This window comes from Alicycliphilus sp. T452, from assembly GCF_054512775.1.
Genome location: NZ_JBTNEH010000025.1, coordinates 48,606 through 65,788 on the forward strand (window position 1 = coordinate 48,606; position 17,183 = coordinate 65,788).

Sequence of the window (17,183 nt, forward strand, 5' to 3'; positions counted from 1 at the left end):
ATGATCCTGGACGGCGCGCTCCCCTCCTCGGTACAGGCCGCGGCGCAGGCGCTGGCGCGCGGCGAGCTGCTGGGCCTGCCGACCGAGACCGTCTACGGCCTGGCGGCCGACGCCGACGACGACGCGGCCGTGGCCCGGATCTTCGCCGCCAAGGGACGGCCCGCCAATCACCCGCTGATCGTGCACGTGGCCGACAGCGCGGCCATCACCCACTACGCCAAGGAGGTGCCGCTGTTCGCGCAGCAGCTCATCGACGCCTTCTGGCCCGGCCCGCTCACGCTGATCCTGCCGCGCCTGCCCGCCGCGGCGCGGGCCTCCACGGGCGGGCAGGACAGCGTGGGCCTGCGCTGCCCCGCCCACCCCGTGGCCCATGCCGTGCTGGCCGCCTGCCAGCGGCTCGACCCGCCCGTGTGGGGCGTGGCCGCGCCCAGCGCCAACCACTTCGGCAAGGTCAGCCCGACCACGGCGCAGCACGTGGCCGACGCGTTCGGCGAGGAACTGCTGGTGCTCGACGGCGGCGCCTGCGCCGTGGGCATCGAATCCACCATCATCGACTGCACGCGCGGCGTGCCGGTGCTGCTGCGCCCGGGCGCCGTCTCTCGCGCGGACGTGCAGCGCGCCTGCGGCCTGCATCCACTATCGAAAGAAGAGCTTCCAGCGCACACCCCGCGCGCGTCAGGCACGCTTCTGGCGCATTACGCCCCGACGGCACGCGTGCGCCTGATGGACGCCCGGCAGCTGCAGGCCGGCCTGGACGTGCTGGGCGCCGACGCCGCCCACCTGGCCGTTTATGCGCGCGCGCCGCTGCGCTCGGCATCGTCCAGGATCATCCTGCGCCGCATGCCCGACGACGCGGCCGCGGCCGCGCAGCAGCTGTTCGCCGCGCTGCGCGGCTTCGACGACGCGGGCGCGCGCCTGATCTGGATCGAGACCCCGCCCGACGCGCCCGACTGGGAGGGCGTGCGCGACCGCCTGCAGCGCGCCGCGGCCGCCGGCTGATCCCTGCATGGCGCCACGCACCGCCATACCCCTGACGCGACCCTGTCGTTAAACTCTCGCCCACCTCAATCCGGAGAAATACATGCCAGCAAATTGGATGCGCCGCAGCTTCTTGGCGGCCGCCTGTGCATCGGCCGCCCTGCTGGCGGCCTGTGGTTCCAGCACCGTCGAATCCGCCTTCGCGCCCACGCGCTTCATCGCCTTCGGCGACGGCCAGGCCGACGTGGGCCAGAAGGGATCGAGCTACACGGTCAACGACGGCAGCCTCAACATCTGGACGCTGCAGCTCGCCTCGCGCTACGGCGGCACGGTCCAGCCCGTGTCGGCAGGCGGTCTGAGCTACGCCCAGGGCAATGCGCGCGTGGCGGCCACTCCCGATGCGGCGGGCGATGCCAGCACGCCCACGGTGGCGCGGCAGGTGGACCAGTTCCTTGCCGGCCAGCAGTTCGCCGATGGCGACCTGGCGATATTCAGCGCCGGCGTGGGCGACATCGTCGCCGGCATGGCCGCCGTGCAGGCGGGCACGCTCACCGAGGACCAGTACGTGAATGCCGCTGGCAAGGCGGGCCAGGACCTGGCCGCGCAGGTGCGCCGCCTGTCCGACGCCGGCGCCAAGCACATCCTGGTGACCGGCACCTACGACCTGAGCCGCACGCCCTGGGCCGTGGCCATCGGCAGGCAGGACCTGATCAGCCGCGCCAGCCTGCGCTTCAACAACGACCTGCTGGTCGCCATCGAGGACCTGCGCAAGACCGTGTTCTACGTGGACATTGCCTACTACGTGAACCTGTTCCAGGGCAACCCCGGCGGCTATGGCTTCACCAACGGCAGCACGCCGGTCTGCACCTCGGTGGACGCGGGCCCGGGCATAGGCATAGGCGCGGGCGAGGTGAACTCGGCCCTGTGCACCCCGTCCACGCTGCTGGCCGGCGCCGATTACAACCTCTATGTGTTCGCCGACAAGGTGTACCTCACGCCGAACGCACACCGCAGGCTCGGCGATTACGTCTACGACCGCCTGCGCCTGCGCTGGTGACCGCGGGCCGTCCCGCGCATGAAAAAGCCGACCCGCGGGTCGGCTTTTTCGCATCCGGCGGCAACAGGCCGCTCAGAACGTATAACCGGCGTTGACGGTCAGCACCACGGGGTGGAAGCGGATGTCGATCTCGCGCTGCACGCCGGCCGTGCGCGTCGTGAGCTTGCTCTTGACGCGCGCCGTGGCGATGGCGCCGGTGATGGACCAGCGCTCGTTGATGCGGTAGCTCAGGCCCATCTGCCCCGCCAGGCCCCAGGAATCGGAGAGGCGGATGTCCGTGGGGCCGCCGTTGAGCGCGTTGTTCGCGGCCGTGGAGGTGCGCTTGTCGAAGTTGGTGTAGTTCAGCCCCACGCCCACGAAGGGGCGCCACCGGCTGGCCGCGTCGCCGAACTTGTAGTTGAAGAACAGCGTGGGGGCGATCTGGCGCACCTCGGCCACCTTCCGGCCGTCGAAGGCCACGATGTGCGGCGGCAGCCAGGGGGCGACCTTGGCGTTCACGTCGTGGGTCGGGGGGTAGCCCAGCGCGAGCTCGAACTCCATGTTCGGGTGGAACCCATAGGCCAGCGACAGGAACAGCGTGGACTTGTTCTGCACATCGATGCTGATGCCCGACGGCGGGCCGGGCAGCATGGGGCCCACGGCGTCGGTGGCCGAGGAATGGGGGGCGATGTGGCTCAGGCCGCCGCGCACGGTGAACTGGGCCGAAGCGGTGCCGCACAGCGCGAGCAGCGCGGCGGCGGACAGGGCATGGGGGATGAAGCGTGCCATGGTGTCGGTACTCCTTGTGCAACGGCGTTCAGCCGCCCGATGCCAGCACCTGCTGGAAGAACGCGCGCGCGGCCACGTTGCAGAACGGCGGCACCAGCGAGCCGTGGTAGGCCTGCACCACGGCATTGGCGCCGCCCTGCGCGGCCGCATTGGCCTTGGCCTGGGCGAACCCCGCCTTGACGGCGGCGAACGGGTCGGACGCGCCGCCGCTGGCCGAATCCACGTCCAGCACCGTCAGCACGCCGGCCGGCAGCGCCAGCGGCGAGGGGGGAGACCACAGTCCTTGCATGAGCACGGTATTGGCCTGGTAGAACACCGTCGGGTCGGCATTGCCGCCGCACAGCAGCACCGGGCGCTGGGGCGCCCAGTTGCGCAGGTCGTTGGCCTTGAAGGCCTTGCGCAGAGGATGCTGGGGCGTGGCGGCCTGCCCTCCGGTGGTGAGCGCGGGCACGGCGCCATCGGGGTTGGCCATGGCGTCTTGCAGGTAGGCCAGGCGCGCGCTGTTCTTCACCAGGTTGTTGCTGCCAAAGCCCAGCGCGAACAGCGGCGCCAGCTCCGGCGGCTGGGTCGGCGGCGTGATGCCGGCGAACGCGGGCGCGGGCGGCGTGCTGCTGAAGAGCGCCGTCTGCGGCAGCTTGCCCTGGGAAAAGAGCGTTTCGATGGGCGTGGTGGACGGCAGCAGCTGGTCTATGCCGGTGGCGTAGGCCGCTTCGAACATGTCCGATGGCTGGCCGTAGATGTTGCCGTAGGCCTTCTGGTAGCTCGACGCCAGCAGCGGCGTGAACACGGTGGCGGCCAGGTTCACGTTGCCGTAGTACACGGCATCGCCGAAGGCGCCCAGCGCATACGGCCCCGACATGGGCGCCGAGGCCGTCACGGGCTGGTTGGCCGCCTGCAGCGCGCGGTGCGTGGCCATGGCCACGTGGCCGCCCTGCGAGTAGCCGGTGATGAGCAGCTTGCCGCCGTCCTGGCCGTTGATGCCGGGCAGCGCCTTGCGCGCGGCGGCGAGCGCGTCGATCATCTCCTTGGACTGCTGGTCCGCGTTCAGGTAGGGGTGGTAGCCGAGCTTGGAGACGTCGTAGCCCGCGTAGTTGGGCGCCACCACGATGAAGCCCTGCGCCGCATACATGGCGGCCAGCAGCGTGCCCTCGGAGGCGCCGGGGCGCGCGGGCTCGGTGATGTCGGCGATGTTGTAGCCGCGGTCGGTGGACGTGCCGTGGGCATACAGCACCACGGGGCGCGGGCCGCTGCAGCCCGCCGCGTCGCCCGAGGGCACCATGAGCGCGCCCGAGGCGTTCGTCTTCTCGCCCGCGCCGCCCACAGTGCCGTACTCGATGTAGTGGACGTTCACGCCGCACCTGGGCGCGCCCGCGAGCGCCAGCAGGCTCTGGCCGCTCGGACTGGCCGCGAGCCGGTCCTTGAACTCGGCGGCGGAAAGCGCCGTCACGCGCAGCGGCGGGTTGTACATGAGGGAGCCGCGCGCCCCGCTCAGGTCGGTCGCGGTGCTGCCGCCCGGATCGGAGCCTCCGCCGCATGCCGCCAGCATCGCGGCGGCGCTGGCCATGGCCAGTCCTGTCCATTTGTTCATCGCTGATCTCCTGTTATGAATAGAACGATCGTTCTTTTTTGGATTGCGCGATGTTAATCCCGGCCCCCGCCTCCGGTGGGGCGGGAAACCACCAATGCGGGCCGGTCACATGCCCGTATCGCGCGCAGCCCAGTCGACCAGCGCGTCGAGCGCGGGCCGCGCCGCGGCCGCGTCCGGGTGGTTGACGATGGCCACCAGCACGTAGCGGCGCCCGCTGGCGGCCAGCACGTAGCCGGCCATGGCCGCCACGTCGCGCAGGCTGCCGGTCTTGAGGTGGGCGGCGCCCGCGGGCAGGGCCGGCCTGCGGCGCAGCGTGCCGTCCACGCCCGCGACCGGCAGCGAGGCGACGAACTCCGGCATCACGGGCGAGGCCCAGGCCTGCTGCAGCATGCGCGCCAGCGCCCGCGGGCTCAGGCGCGCCTCGCGGCTCAGGCCCGCGCCGTTGTCCACCACGGGCGCATCGGCGCCGCCCATGCGCTCGCGCCACCACTGGGCGAGCACGGCGCGCGCGGCCTCGAAGCTGCCCTGGCCGCCCCTGTGCAGCCCCAGCGTGAGCAGCAGCTGCTGCGTCATGACGTTGTTGCTGTGCTTGTTGATGTCGCGCACCACCTCCGCCAGCGCGGGCGAGCGGCTGCCGAACGCCGGCTGCAGGCCCGCGGGCACCTGGCCGTCGCGCACGCGGCCCGCAAGCGTGCCGCCCACTTCGCGCCACATGCCCTCCACGGCGCGCGCCGCATAGCCGCCCGGATCGGCCGGCGCCACGGACCACTCGCGCGCGCCGCAGGCCTGCGGGTACACGCCCTGGAAGGCGATGCGCGCGGCATCGGCGAAATCGGCGCGCAAAGTGGTGCGCCAGTCGCCGCATGCCGTGCCCGGGGGCGCCAGGGGCACGCTGGCCGGCAGCTCCACCCCGGCCAGCGGCGGCGCGTAGCGCACGCGGGCCACGCCGGCCGCCGCGTCGGGCGTGAAGTCCATGGCCACGGCCTTGTAGTTGAGCAGCAGCGCGTCGGGCGCGGCGTTGTAGGGGCGCCAGGGCTCGCCGTCGAACCCGGCCGGGTCGTGGTCCGGCAGCGCGAAGGCGCCGCGGTCGAGCACGATGTCGCCCTCGATCCGGGCGACGCCCAGCGCGCGCAGGCTGCGCATGAGCAGCCACAGCCGCTCCACCACCAGCTTGGGATCGCCCTGGCCCTTGATGTAGACGTTGCCGCGCAGGCGCCCGTCCCGGGGCATGGCGTCCAGGTACACGGGCGTGTCCCAGGTGAAGGCCGGGCCCAGCATGTCCAGCGCCGCGAAGGTGGTCACCAGCTTCATGACCGAGGCCGGGTTGCCCGCCTTGTCGCCCTGGTAGGCCAGGCGCGCGGGCGCGCGCCCCTCGACATCCACGACCATGGCCGACAGCGCCGTGCGCGGCAGCCCGGCGCGCTGCAGCGCCGCATCGACGGCGGGGGGCAAGGCGCCGGCATCGGCCGGCGGGCCGGACGGGGCCGCGGCGCAGGCCCCCAGGCAGAAGCTGGCGATGCCGGCGCAGGCCGCGCGGCGCAGGCGGCGCAAGGCACGCGCAAAGGACGGGGGCAGCATGGCCGCAAAGTCTATCGCCCCGCCCATGGCCCGGCGCAGAGCCGATAATCGGGCCCTCCATGAACCTGCTCGCCTTCGACACCAGCACCGACACCCTGTCCATCGCCGTGCGGCACGACGCGCTGGTGTGCGAGCACCACGGCCCGGGCGGCGCCCAGGCGTCGGCCACCCTGATCCCGGCCATCCGCGCGCTGCTGGCGCAGGCCGGGCTGTCGTTCGAGCGGCTCGACGCCGTGGCCTTCGGCCGCGGGCCGGGCTCGTTCACGGGGCTGCGCACGGCCTGCTCCGTGGCCCAGGGCCTGGCCTTCGGCGCGCGCGGCGGCCAGGGCGTGCCCGTGCTGCCCGTGGACACGCTGCTGGCCGTGGCCGAGGAGGCGCGCGCGGCGCATGGCTGCACGCGCGTGGTCGCCGCGCTGGACGCGCGCATGGACGAGGTCTACGCGGCGCCCTTCGAGTGGCGGCCCGACGCCACGGCCGCCGCCGGCGGCCACTGGCGCGCGCCGCAGGACTTCGGCCTGTGCGCCCCCGAGGCCGTGGAGGTGCCCGCCGGCTGGACGCTGGCCGGCAACGCCCGCGCCGCCTATGGCGCGCGCCTGGCGCCCGGCGCGCCCCACGTGCAGGCCCTGCCCACGGCCACGGCCCTGCTGCGCCTGGCGCCCGCCCTGCTGGCCGCCGGCTGCGCCGTGCGCGCGGACGCCGCGCTGCCGCGCTACATCCGCGACAAGGTGGCGCAAACCACCGCCGAGAGAGAGGCCGCCCGGCGCGCCGCGCCGGCCCCGCACGCATGAACGCGATGGCCCAGCCCCCCGCCGCCACCGAGGCCCGGTTCGAGCCCCTGACGCCCGAGCACCTGGACGCGCTCATGGCGATCGAGCAAAGCGCCTACTCCCATCCCTGGACGCGCGGCAATTTCACCGACGCCCTGGCCGCCGGCTACCAGGTCCAGCTGCTCACGGCGGGCGCCCAGATCCTGGGCTACTTCGTCGCCATGCCCGGCGTGCAGGAGGCGCATCTGCTCAACATCACCGTGGCGCCAGCCTTCCAGCGCCAGGGCTGGGCCCACGTGATGCTCGACGCCCTGGCCCTGTGGGCGCGCGGCCAGGGCGCGCAATGGCTGTGGCTGGAGGTGCGCGTGGGCAACGAGCGCGCCCGGCACGTCTACGAGACCCATGGCTACCGCCGCGTGGGCCTGCGCAAGTGCTACTACCCGGGCGTGGGCGACCAGCGCGAGGACGCCGTGGTCATGAGTCTGCCGCTATGAGCCTCGAACTGGACGCGCGCCAACGCGCCATGCTGCAGGAAATGGGCGTCACCGTCTGGGCCGCGCCGCCGGCGCGCCCGGCCCCGGAGCCCGCCACCGCCCAGCCCGCCACCGCCCGTGCCGAAGCGGCGGCGCCCCCACCCATGCCGGCGCCCGCGCCCGCGCGGCGCCCGGCGCCGGAACCCGCCGCGCGCGCGGCACCGGCGGCGGCAGGCGCGCCGCCGGGAGGCCTGCTGCTGGGCACGCCCCGGGCGCTGTACCCGCAGGCCGACCCGGCCGCCACGCCGCCCGAACTGGGCGCGGCCTGGCTGGTCGTGCTGGAGAGCCCCACGCCGGGCGAGCCCCTGGCCGGCGAGGTCGGCCGGCTGCTGGACAACATGCTGCGCGCCATGGGCCTGCACCGGCACCCGCGCGCCTTCGTGGCCACGCTGGGCCGCCCCGCGCCCGGCCTGCCGGCCGAGGGCGTGGAGCCCGCCGCCGGCCTGCAGCAGGCACTGGCCGCGCTGCGCCCTGCCATGGTGCTGGTGCTGGGCCTGGCCGCGGCGCGCGCGGTGCTGGGCAGCCGCGAGCCCCTGGGGCGCCTGCGGGCCGCCACGCACCACCTGGCCGACGGCACGCCGGCCGTGGTCAGCTACGACCCGGCCTACCTGCTGCGCGCCCCCGAGGCCAAGGCCGCCGCCTGGGCCGACCTGTGTCGCGCGCTGGCCCTGGTGCGCCATACGGCCGCTGGCTGAGCCCCTGCGCCCATCGGGGGCGGGTGCGATAATCGCCGGCTTACACATTCAGGAAATAGCGCCATGGAAAGCTACCCCAGTTGGTAGCTTTCAGCCTCCCGGACTGCCGAGGGGCTGAAAGCACCCTCCCCCCTCGCAGACGCCACAAAAACAACCGGGAAAGTGAGCCATGCTCAACATCTTTTCGCTCGCCAATGGCCGGCTGGTCCAGGAAGAAATCGAGTCCCTGGAAGAACTGGCGCGCTTCCAGCCGATCTGGGTGGACCTGGAGTCGCCCACGCTGGAGGAAAAACGCTGGATCAAGCAGCACTACGGCCTGTCCATCCCCGAGGACGCGATGGACGAGGACATCGAGGAGTCTGCGCGCTTCTACGAGGAAGACAACGGCGAGCTGCACATCCGCAGCGACTTCCTGGTGGACGATGACGAGGAGCCGCGCTCGGTGCGCGTGGCCTTCATCCTGAACCAGCACAACACCGGGCTCAAGAGTTGCGGCGTGCTGTTCTCCATCCACGACGAGGACATCCCCGTCTTCCGCCTGCTGCGCATGCGGGCGCGCCGCGCGCCGGGGCTGATCGAGGATGCCAAGGAGGTGCTGCTGTCGCTGTTCGACACCGACGTCGAATACTCCGCCGACACCCTCGAAGGCATCTACGACGACCTGAAGAAGGTCAGCACCCAGGTGCTCGAAGGCCACGTGACCGACGACCACGCCCAGCGCGTGCTGGCCGACATCGCCTGGCAGGAGGACCTGAACGGCCGCATCCGCCGCAACATGCTGGACACGCGCCGCGCCGTCAGTTTCATGATGCGCAGCAAGATGCTCAATGCCGAGCAGTTCGAGGACGCGCGCCAGATCCTGCGCGACATCGAGTCGCTCGACAGCCACACGCAGTTCCTGTTCGACAAGATCAACTTCCTGATGGACGCCACCGTCGGCTTCCTGAACATCAACCAGAACAAGATCATCAAGATCTTCTCGGTGGCCAGCGTGGCGCTGCTGCCGCCCACCTTGATCGCCAGCGTCTACGGCATGAACTTCCGCGCCATGCCCGAGCTGGAATGGGAGCACGGCTACATCTACGCCATCGCGCTCATGATCGCCAGCGCCGTGGTGCCCATGCTGTACTTCCGCAAGCGCGGCTGGTTGAAATAAAGCTCACCCCCCTGAGGCGCTGCGCGCCCTCCCCCCTCTCCTGCGGGAGGGGGGACGACGCCGGTGGCCCGGCGAAGCCGGCTCCACGGCGTCTGCTGGCATGGGGCGCGCCAGTTTCAAGTCGGATTGGACTCTAGCGCTTTCTGAACAAGCGTTAGTAGCTCCTATTTTTGGAGCGCCTTCAGCAATTCATGCACGATGCCGTCGGCATAGCGGCTTGCCACGTCGCGCACGAAGCGCGCGAAGTCCACGTGTGCGCTGTCGTCGGCGCGGTCGGAGATGGTGCGCACCGCGGCGAAGGGCATCCGGTAGTCGCGGCACACCTGGGCGACGGCGGCGCCTTCCATCTCGACGGCAAGGACGTCGTGGCCGGCCTCCATGAGCGCCGAGCGCAGCGCGCCGGATTCGCGCGCCGTCGACACGAAGCGGTCGCCGCTCGCCATCAGCCCCTGGTGCACACGCGGCGGATGGAGCTGGTTTTCAGCACTAAAAATGCCTCCAGCGCCCGCCAGATAAGCGCGCGCAGCTTCCGAAAGCAGAGCGGTCAGCGCCTCGTCGCAGGCCATGCGCGCGCAGCCGTAGCCGGGCACCTCCCAGCGCGGGAAGATGGGCGAGGCGTCGAGGTCGTGCTGCAGGTAGTCGCTCGCCACCACCACGTCGCCCACGCGCACGCCCTCGCCCAGCCCCCCGGCCACGCCCGTGAACACCATGCGCGCAGCCCCGAAGCGCTCGGCCAGCACAGCGGCCGTGGCGGCGGCCGCGACCTTGCCTATGCCCGCGAGCGCCAGCACCACGGGCCGCCCGTACAGCGCGCCGCGCCAGAACACGCGGCCCGCGTGCGCGATGCGCTCGGGCCGGTGCAGCGCGTGCATGAGGCTGCCCTGCTCTTCGGGCAGGGCGCTGAGGATGGCGGTGGTCATGGCGGGGCGGACGTGAAAAGCCGGGATTGTCCCGGCTCTGCAGAGGCTGGCGGCGGCGCTACTTCTTGTCGCGCAGTTCGCGGCGCAGGATCTTGCCCACGGGGGTTTTGGGCAGCTCGGTGCGGAACTCGACCACCTTGGGCTGCTTGTAGCCCGTGAGGTTGGCCTTGCAGAACTCGCGCACCTGCGCCTCGGCCAGCGCGGGGTCCTTCTTCACGATGACGAGCTTCACGGCCTCGCCGGTCTTGTCGTCGGGCACGCCGACCACGGCGCATTCGAGCACGCCGGGCATCAGGGCCACCACGTCCTCCACCTCGTTGGGGTAGACGTTGAAGCCGCTGACCAGCACCATGTCCTTCTTGCGGTCCACCACCTTGAAGTAGCCGCGCTCGTCCATGGTGCCGATGTCGCCGGTCTTGAAGTAGCCGTCCTCGGTCATGACCTTGGCGGTCTCGTCGGGCCGCTGCCAGTAGCCGGCCATGACCTGCGGCCCCTTGATGGCGATCTCGCCCGGCTGGCCGGTGGCCGAGATGTCGTGCCCGTCGTCGTCGAGGATGCGCATGTACGTGCTGGGGATGGGCACGCCGATGGTGCCCGAGAACTCCTGGGCCGTGACCGGGTTGCAGCTGGCCGAGGGGCTGGTCTCCGACAGGCCGTAGCCCTCGCAGATGGGGCAGCCGGTCTTCTGCAGCCACAGCTTGGCCACGGCCGCCTGCACGGCCATGCCGCCGCCCACCGAGACCTTGAGGTTCTTCCAGTTGACGGTGTCGAAATCCGGGTGGTTGGCCAGCCCGTTGAACAGCGTGTTCACCGCCGGGAAGCTGTGGAAGGTGTGCTTGGACAGTTCCTTGAGCACGGCGGGCAGGTCGCGCGGGTTGGGGATCAGGATGGTCTTGCCGCCCGTGCGCATGCTCAGCATCATGTTCACGGTGAACGCGAAGATGTGGTACAGCGGCAGCGCGCACACGGCCGTGGGCTGCTCGCCGGCCGGAATCTTGCTCGTGGCGGGCGCGTTCCAGGCCTCGGACTGCAGCACGTTGGCGATCACGTTGCGGTGCAGCAGCACCGCGCCCTTGCTGACGCCCGTGGTGCCGCCCGTGTACTGCAGCAGCGCGATGTCGTCGGGCTTGAGCTCGGGCTGGGTGAACGCGGCCGACGCGCCCTTGGCCAGCGCGTCGTTGAAACGCACCGCGCCCGGCAGCTGGTAGGGCGGCACCAGCTTCTTGACGCTGCGCACCACGTAGTTGACGAGCAGCCCCTTGAGCCCCAGCCGGTCGCCCATGGCACACAGCACCACGTGCTTGACGGCTGTGTGGGCGATGCAGGCCTGCAGCGTGGCGGCGAAGTTCTCGATGATGACGATGGCCTTGGCGCCCGAGTCCTTGAGCTGGTGCTCGAGCTCGCGCGGCGTGTACAGCGGGTTCACGTTCACCACCACGAAGCCCGCGCGCAGCACGGCGGCCACGGCGATCGGGTACTGCGGCACGTTGGGCATCATCAGCGCCACGCGGTCGCCGCGCACCAGGCCCAGGCTTTGCAGATAGGCGGCGAACTGGCGGCTCAGGACATCGGTCTCGCCGAAGCGCAGGTCCTTGCCCATGAAGCTGTAGGCGGTGCGGTCCGCATAGTCCCGAAAGGCCTGCTCCATCAGCTGCACCAGCGACTGGTACTGCGTCGGATCAATGTCGGCAGGCACGCCCTGCGGATAGGCCGCCAGCCATGGTCGGTCGCTCATCTCCAAGTCTCCTGATGTGTTTATTGGATGTGAAAAACCGTGCCGGAAAAATCCGCACGGTCGTACTTTTCACAGGAGAATTATGCCCCGTCAGCTCTTGAGCGTACCCAGCACCTCGTCAAGCATCTTCTTCGCGTCGCCAAACAGCATGCGGTTGTTCTCCTTGTAGAAGAGCGGGTTGTCCACGCCGGCATAGCCCGAGGCCATGGAGCGCTTCATCACGATGGAGTGCCTGGCCTTCCACACCTCCAGCACCGGCATGCCGGCGATGGGGCTGGACGGGTCTTCGAGCGCGCTGGGGTTCACGATGTCGTTGGCGCCGATGACCATGGCCACGTCCGCGTCGGGGAAGTCCTCGTTGATCTCGTCCATCTCCATCACGATGTCGTAGGGCACCTTGGCCTCGGCCAGCAGCACGTTCATGTGGCCCGGCATGCGGCCCGCCACGGGGTGGATGGCGAAGCGCACCTGCACGCCCTTCTCGCGCAGGGTCTGCGTGATCTCGTACACCGTGTGCTGGGCCTGGGCCACGGCCATGCCGTAGCCCGGCACGATGATGACGCTCTTGGCCTCGCGCAGCAGCTCCGCGGTCTCGGCGGCGCTGATGGGCACCACCTCGCCCTGGGGCTCGGCGGCGTCGCCCTTCTTGGCCGGCGCGCCGCCGCCCGAGCCGAAGCCGCCCGCGATCACGCTGATGAAGTTGCGGTTCATCGCGCTGCACATGATGTAGGAGAGGATGGCGCCCGAGGAGCCCACCAGCGCGCCGGTGACGATCAGCAGGTCGTTGTTCAGCATGAAGCCCGTGGCCGCCGCCGCCCAGCCCGAGTAGCTGTTGAGCATGGACACCACCACCGGCATGTCGGCCCCGCCGATGGCCATGACCATGTGCACGCCGAACAGCAGCGCGATCGCCGTCATCACGACCAGCGGCAGCATGCCCGCCTGCACGTCGTGGGCATTGAGGAACTCGCGGCCGAACCAGATCACCACCAGCAGCGCGGCCAGGTTGAGCCAGTGGCGCGCGGGCAGCAACAGCGGCTTGCCGCCGATCTTGCCGGCGAGCTTGCCGAACGCGATGAGCGAGCCCGAGAAGGTGATGGCGCCGATCAGGATGCCGACGTAGATCTCCACCTCGTGGATGGCCTTTTCCGCGCCTTCGAGCTGGATGGAGGTATCGACGTAGCTGGCGAAGCCCACGAGGCAGGCCGCCAGGCCCACGAGGCTGTGCATGAGCGCGACCAGCTCGGGCATCTGCGTCATCTTGACGATCCTGGCCGCATACAGGCCGATGCCGCCGCCGATGACCAGCGCGCCGACGATCCAGGCAATGCCCGAAGGGCTGACGCGCGGGCCGAACACCGTGGCCAGCACGGCCAGCGCCATGCCGATCATGCCGAACAGGTTGCCGCGGCGCGAGGTTTCCGGGTTGGACAGGCCACCCAGGCTGAGGATGAACAGGATGGTGGCGCCGATGTAGGCCACCGTAGCGAGGCTCTGGGACATGTTCGTCTTCCTTATTTATGGTTCTTGTCTGGTTCTTATTTGCGGAACATGGCGAGCATGCGGCGCGTCACGGCAAAGCCGCCGAACATGTTGACGGCCGTGAGCACCAGCGCGGCAAAGGCCAGCCAGAGGATCAGCCCGTCGGGGCGCCCGCCCGCTCCGGCTTCGGGCGGCGCGATCTGCACCAGCGCGCCGATGGCGATGATGCTGGAGATGGCGTTGGTCACGCTCATCAAGGGCGTGTGCAGCGCGGGCGTGACGTTCCACACCACCATGTAGCCGATGAAGCAGGCCAGCACGAACACGGTGAAGTGGCCCAGGAAGGCCGCGGGCGCGTAGGCGCCGATGAACCAGAACAGCACGGCCGCGACGGCGAAGATGATGGCCAGGGTGGTGGCCGGCAGCGGGCCGGTGCTGCTGCCATGGCCGCCCTTTTTCTCGGGCATGGGCGCGGCGGCAGGCTTGGGCGCCGGCGCAGGCGCCTGCTTGAGCGGCGGTGCCGGCCAGGTGATGGCGCCGTCCTTGACCACGGTAAGGCCGCGGATCGCGTCGTCCTCCATGTTGACCACGGCCACGCCGTCCTTGGCCTTGCACAGTTCCTCGGTCAGGCGCAGCAGGTTGGTGGCGTACAGCGTGGACGACTGCTTGGCCAGGCGCGAGGCCAGGTCGGTGTAGCCGATGATGGTCACACCATGGCGCACCACCGCCTCGCCGGGCACCGTGAGCTCGCAGTTGCCGCCCTGCTCGGCGGCCATGTCCACGATGACGCTGCCGGGCTTCATGCTCTGCACCATCTCGGCCGTGATGAGCTTCGGCGCCGGCTTGCCGGGGATCAGCGCGGTGGTGATGATGATGTCCGCGTCCTTGGCCTGGGTGGCGTACATCTGGCGCTGCGCGGCCTGGAAGCCCTCGCTCATGACCTTGGCGTAGCCGCCGCCGCCCGAGCCGTCTTCCTCGTAGTCCACCTTGACGAACTCGCCGCCCAGCGACTTGACCTGGTCGGCCACCTCGGCGCGCGTGTCGTTGGCGCGCACGATGGCGCCCAGGTTGGCCGCCGTGCCGATGGCCGCCAGGCCCGCCACGCCGGCGCCGGCGATGAATACCTTGGCCGGCGGCACCTTGCCCGCGGCCGTGATCTGGCCATTGAAGTAGCGGCCGAAGGCGTTGGCCGCCTCGATGACGGCGCGATAGCCTGACACGCCCGCGGTGGAGGTGAGCGCGTCCATCTTCTGCGCGCGCGAGAGCGTGCGCGGCAGGCAGTCGATGGCCAGCACGGTGGCCTTCCTCGCCGCCAGGCGCTCCATCAGCTCGGGATTCTGGGCAGGCCAGATGAAGTCGATCAGCGTTCCGCCTTCGCGCATCAGGTCCACCTCGTCGCCGCTGGGCGGGCGCACCTTGAGCACGATGTCGGACGCAGCCCACAGCTGCGCGGCGCCATCGATGATCTCGGCGCCGGCGGCGCGGTAGGCGTCGTCGCTGAAGTTGGCTGCCTCACCGGCGCCCGATTCGACGGCGACCGCGAAGCCGAGCTTGATAAGTTTTTCCACCACGTCGGGCACGGTGGCGACACGCTTTTCGCCGGGGAAGGTTTCCCGCGGCACGCCGATGCGTTGCGGCTGCGCCTGCGGGGTTGTGTCGGTCTGCATGGGAGGTCTCCTCGAGGTAATCGTTGTGCAAGGCCCCGGCTCAAGGGAGGCTTGCTGGCGTTGTTAGGGAGTGGATACCGCGAACGGGAAGGGGGGAATGGCCAGGTAACCATCCATCATGGCTGCGCTCACGCGCACGGCCTGGGCCAGATCGTGGCCCCATTGCAGCGCGGGCTTGCCCGCGGCCAGGAATTCCTCGTTGTTGCGGGTCTTGGGGCTCAGCAGCCGCTGGTCCGCCAACACATCCACTGCCACCATGGCCCCGCTCTCGGCGGCGTAGCGGTAGCTCATATACGAATACGGCGGGCTCAGCGCCAGCTTGCGGCCCGCCAGCCATTGAGCGAGACCAGGCTGGTTCTTCTCCAGCCATTGCGGACCGACCACCCAGCGCTTGAAGCGCAGGCAATCCACGCGCACGCGGCTGCCCTTGCTGGCGTCCTCCACCACCACGCCCTCCTGGGGCGGGCAGTTGCCTGGCCAGAGCATGGGACCTTGCCAGTCATTGGTGCGGTTGGCCTGCACACGCAACACGGCCAGCAGTTCCTGGCGCGCGCCCCGCAGCGCCACTGTGCGGGTCTGCAGCGCAATGCTGCCTTCGGGCTCCGGCAGCAGGCGCACGGCCTGATCGTCGGCGCCGAGGTCTTCCCACGCCCCCGCCGGCAGCGCCAGCCGCGCACGGCCCGCAGGGTATTCCGCGTGCTGCGAAGGAAGGGGAGCGCACGCTGCCAGCGCCACCAGGACGCAGGGCAACAGGCACCTGATTGTCGAAATCACCTGATTCATGGAGGGAAAAGACTAGAGCCGTCACACCGCGCCCGCACGGGGCAGCTGACCGCAAGCTTACATGAAGAATTTTGCCGCCCGGATGCTGGCGCGAGAAATCGCCGCCGCCGCCACACACAAAAAAAGACCCGGCTCCACCAAGGCGCCGGGCCTTTCGCAACGCGCTGGCTGCGGCGGTCAGTTCACGAGCTGGCGCAGCGCACCCGCCGCGTACCTGGCCGCCATCTCATCGAGCGTGTAGCCCTTGACCTTGGCGCCCTGGCCCTCGCAGCCGAACTCCAGGTAGCGCTGCTTGCAGATCGCCTTGGCCGCCTCACGCGCCGGCTTCATCCACTCGCGCATGTCGAACTTGTCGGGATTCTCGAACTGGAACTTGCGCACCGCGCCGGTCATGGCCATGCGGATGTCGGTGTCGATGTTGATCTTGCGCACGCCGTGCTTGATGGCCTCCTGGATCTCCTTGACCGGCACGCCGTAGGTCTGCTTCATCTTGCCGCCGTACTGGTTGATGATGGCCAGCAGGTCCTGCGGCACCGACGACGAGCCATGCATCACCAGGTGGGTGTTGGGAATGCGCGCATGGATTTCCTTGACGCGCGAAATCGCCAGCACGTCGCCCGTGGGCGGGCGCGTGAACTTGTAGGCGCCATGGCTGGTGCCGATGGCGATGGCCAACGCATCCAGCTGGGTCTCCTGGACGAAGCGGGCCGCCTCCTCGGGGTCGGTCAGCAGCTGGCTGTGGCTCAGCTTGCCGGCCGCGCCCACGCCGTCTTCCTCGCCGGCCTCGCCGGTTTCCAGCGAGCCCAGGCAGCCGAGCTCGCCTTCCACCGTGGCGCCGATCTTGTGCGCCATGGCGACGACCTGGCGCGTCACGTCCACGTTGTAGTCGAAGTCTGCCGGGGTCTTGCCGTCTTCCTTGAGCGAGCCATCCATCATCACCGAGCCGAAGCCCAGGTTCAGCGCGCCCTGGCAGATGGCGGGGGAGGTACCGTGGTCCTGGTGCATGACCAGGGGGATGTGCGGATAGGCCTCGGCGGCGGCGGCGATCAGGTACTTGATGAAGCTCTCGCCGGCGTATTTGCGCGCGCCGGCGCTGGCCTGCAGGATCACGGGGGCGCCCACCTCGTCGGCGGCGGCCATCACGGCCTGCACCTGCTCCAGGTTGTTGACGTTGAAGGCGGGAATGCCATAGCCGTTGTCGGCGGCATGGTCGAGAAGTTCGCGCATCGAGACGAGAGGCATGGCGGTGGATCCGTTCGAAGGTTGAAGGGAAAGCGGCGGTAACCGCTTGGTAACCGCCAATTCTAACCAGCCACCGCTGCCGGCACGCGCGCAGCCTGCGCGATCGCCTTAGAGCCTGTTCAAAGTCTCCCCGAGGGTATGAGAATCTCGGGGAGTGAGAAAGAACTATCCGAGCGACATCAGTCGCGAACAATTCGAGACCATCAAGCCACTCTTGGAGAGCGCGCGCAGGAA

At 70.1% G+C, this 17,183-nt stretch carries 15 protein-coding genes; 6 read left to right on the forward strand and 9 right to left on the reverse strand.

Annotated elements, in window-relative coordinates:
- Entirely contained in the window at positions 1–999 is a 999-nt protein-coding gene (locus ACX12L_RS18890) for an L-threonylcarbamoyladenylate synthase (protein WP_459263979.1), read from the forward strand.
- An 82-nt stretch (positions 1,000–1,081) separates the two neighbouring features.
- Positions 1,082–2,035, forward strand: coding sequence for an SGNH/GDSL hydrolase family protein (locus tag ACX12L_RS18895; RefSeq protein ID WP_459263980.1), 954 nt, complete (start codon positions 1,082–1,084; stop codon positions 2,033–2,035).
- Between the two features lie 72 nt (positions 2,036–2,107).
- Here ACX12L_RS18895 and ACX12L_RS18900 read toward each other — a convergent pair whose 3' ends face one another.
- The 3 genes from ACX12L_RS18900 to dacB all read right to left on the reverse strand — a co-directional run bounded on the left by ACX12L_RS18900 (position 2,108) and on the right by dacB (position 5,969).
- Entirely contained in the window at positions 2,108–2,803 is a 696-nt protein-coding gene (locus ACX12L_RS18900; RefSeq protein WP_459263981.1) for an OmpW/AlkL family protein, read from the reverse strand.
- 28 nt (positions 2,804–2,831) lie between these two features.
- Positions 2,832–4,391, reverse strand: a complete 1,560-nt coding sequence (locus ACX12L_RS18905; protein ID WP_459263982.1) for an alpha/beta hydrolase family protein — start codon at positions 4,389–4,391, stop codon at positions 2,832–2,834.
- A 105-nt stretch (positions 4,392–4,496) separates the two neighbouring features.
- A complete protein-coding gene (gene dacB, locus ACX12L_RS18910; protein ID WP_459263983.1) occupies positions 4,497–5,969 on the reverse strand; it encodes a D-alanyl-D-alanine carboxypeptidase/D-alanyl-D-alanine endopeptidase in 1,473 nt (490 codons plus the stop codon).
- 59 nt (positions 5,970–6,028) lie between these two features.
- On the opposite strand from dacB, the gene tsaB reads away from it, so the two are divergent.
- The 4 genes from tsaB to corA all read left to right on the forward strand — a co-directional run bounded on the left by tsaB (position 6,029) and on the right by corA (position 9,120).
- Complete coding sequence (tsaB, locus tag ACX12L_RS18915) at positions 6,029–6,757, forward strand: tRNA (adenosine(37)-N6)-threonylcarbamoyltransferase complex dimerization subunit type 1 TsaB (protein ID WP_459263984.1); 729 nt, start codon at positions 6,029–6,031, stop codon at positions 6,755–6,757.
- On the forward strand, positions 6,754–7,230 hold the full coding sequence (rimI, locus tag ACX12L_RS18920; RefSeq protein WP_459263985.1) for a ribosomal protein S18-alanine N-acetyltransferase: 477 nt from the start codon (positions 6,754–6,756) through the stop codon (positions 7,228–7,230). The genes tsaB and rimI overlap by 4 nt, the downstream gene beginning before the upstream one ends.
- Positions 7,227–7,964: a uracil-DNA glycosylase family protein gene (locus ACX12L_RS18925; protein WP_459263986.1), complete on the forward strand. Its 738-nt coding sequence runs from the start codon at positions 7,227–7,229 to the stop codon at positions 7,962–7,964. The genes rimI and ACX12L_RS18925 overlap by 4 nt, the downstream gene beginning before the upstream one ends.
- 169 nt (positions 7,965–8,133) lie before the next feature.
- Complete coding sequence (gene corA, locus ACX12L_RS18930; protein WP_013520893.1) at positions 8,134–9,120, forward strand: magnesium/cobalt transporter CorA; 987 nt, start codon at positions 8,134–8,136, stop codon at positions 9,118–9,120.
- A 164-nt stretch (positions 9,121–9,284) separates the two neighbouring features.
- Here corA and ACX12L_RS18935 read toward each other — a convergent pair whose 3' ends face one another.
- The 6 genes from ACX12L_RS18935 to fba form a co-directional block, all read right to left on the reverse strand.
- A complete protein-coding gene (locus ACX12L_RS18935) occupies positions 9,285–10,040 on the reverse strand; it encodes a 5'-methylthioadenosine/adenosylhomocysteine nucleosidase (RefSeq protein WP_459263987.1) in 756 nt (251 codons plus the stop codon).
- 58 nt (positions 10,041–10,098) lie between these two features.
- Positions 10,099–11,775 carry a long-chain-fatty-acid--CoA ligase gene (locus ACX12L_RS18940; RefSeq protein ID WP_459263988.1) on the reverse strand — a complete coding sequence of 559 codons (1,677 nt, stop codon included), beginning with the start codon at positions 11,773–11,775 and terminating at the stop codon, positions 10,099–10,101.
- A 90-nt stretch (positions 11,776–11,865) separates the two neighbouring features.
- Positions 11,866–13,278, reverse strand: a complete 1,413-nt coding sequence (pntB, locus tag ACX12L_RS18945; RefSeq protein ID WP_459263989.1) for a Re/Si-specific NAD(P)(+) transhydrogenase subunit beta — start codon at positions 13,276–13,278, stop codon at positions 11,866–11,868.
- A gap of 35 nt (positions 13,279–13,313) precedes the next feature.
- Positions 13,314–14,924 (reverse strand): Re/Si-specific NAD(P)(+) transhydrogenase subunit alpha, encoded by a 1,611-nt coding sequence (locus ACX12L_RS18950; protein ID WP_459263990.1) that lies wholly within the window; start codon positions 14,922–14,924, stop codon positions 13,314–13,316.
- Between the two features lie 63 nt (positions 14,925–14,987).
- Complete coding sequence (locus ACX12L_RS18955; protein ID WP_459263991.1) at positions 14,988–15,674, reverse strand: hypothetical protein; 687 nt, start codon at positions 15,672–15,674, stop codon at positions 14,988–14,990.
- A 210-nt stretch (positions 15,675–15,884) separates the two neighbouring features.
- Complete coding sequence (fba, locus tag ACX12L_RS18960; protein WP_459263992.1) at positions 15,885–16,949, reverse strand: class II fructose-bisphosphate aldolase; 1,065 nt, start codon at positions 16,947–16,949, stop codon at positions 15,885–15,887.
- Positions 16,950–17,183 lie beyond the last annotated feature (234 nt).

Excerpts from the sequence above, each read along its gene's own strand:
- ACX12L_RS18890 (WP_459263979.1), top strand. The coding sequence starts at position 1 with ATGATCCTGGACGGCGCGCTCCCCTCCTCGGTACAGGCCGCGGCGCAG.
- ACX12L_RS18895 (WP_459263980.1), top strand. The coding sequence starts at position 1,082 with ATGCCAGCAAATTGGATGCGCCGCAGCTTCTTGGCGGCCGCCTGTGCA.
- ACX12L_RS18900 (WP_459263981.1), bottom strand. The coding sequence starts at position 2,803 with ATGGCACGCTTCATCCCCCATGCCCTGTCCGCCGCCGCGCTGCTCGCG.
- ACX12L_RS18905 (WP_459263982.1), bottom strand. The coding sequence starts at position 4,391 with ATGAACAAATGGACAGGACTGGCCATGGCCAGCGCCGCCGCGATGCTG.
- dacB (WP_459263983.1), bottom strand. The coding sequence starts at position 5,969 with ATGCTGCCCCCGTCCTTTGCGCGTGCCTTGCGCCGCCTGCGCCGCGCG.
- tsaB (WP_459263984.1), top strand. The coding sequence starts at position 6,029 with ATGAACCTGCTCGCCTTCGACACCAGCACCGACACCCTGTCCATCGCC.
- rimI (WP_459263985.1), top strand. The coding sequence starts at position 6,754 with ATGAACGCGATGGCCCAGCCCCCCGCCGCCACCGAGGCCCGGTTCGAG.
- ACX12L_RS18925 (WP_459263986.1), top strand. The coding sequence starts at position 7,227 with ATGAGCCTCGAACTGGACGCGCGCCAACGCGCCATGCTGCAGGAAATG.
- corA (WP_013520893.1), top strand. The coding sequence starts at position 8,134 with ATGCTCAACATCTTTTCGCTCGCCAATGGCCGGCTGGTCCAGGAAGAA.
- ACX12L_RS18935 (WP_459263987.1), bottom strand. The coding sequence starts at position 10,040 with ATGACCACCGCCATCCTCAGCGCCCTGCCCGAAGAGCAGGGCAGCCTC.
- ACX12L_RS18940 (WP_459263988.1), bottom strand. The coding sequence starts at position 11,775 with ATGAGCGACCGACCATGGCTGGCGGCCTATCCGCAGGGCGTGCCTGCC.
- pntB (WP_459263989.1), bottom strand. The coding sequence starts at position 13,278 with ATGTCCCAGAGCCTCGCTACGGTGGCCTACATCGGCGCCACCATCCTG.
- ACX12L_RS18950 (WP_459263990.1), bottom strand. The coding sequence starts at position 14,924 with ATGCAGACCGACACAACCCCGCAGGCGCAGCCGCAACGCATCGGCGTG.
- fba (WP_459263992.1), bottom strand. The coding sequence starts at position 16,949 with ATGCCTCTCGTCTCGATGCGCGAACTTCTCGACCATGCCGCCGACAAC.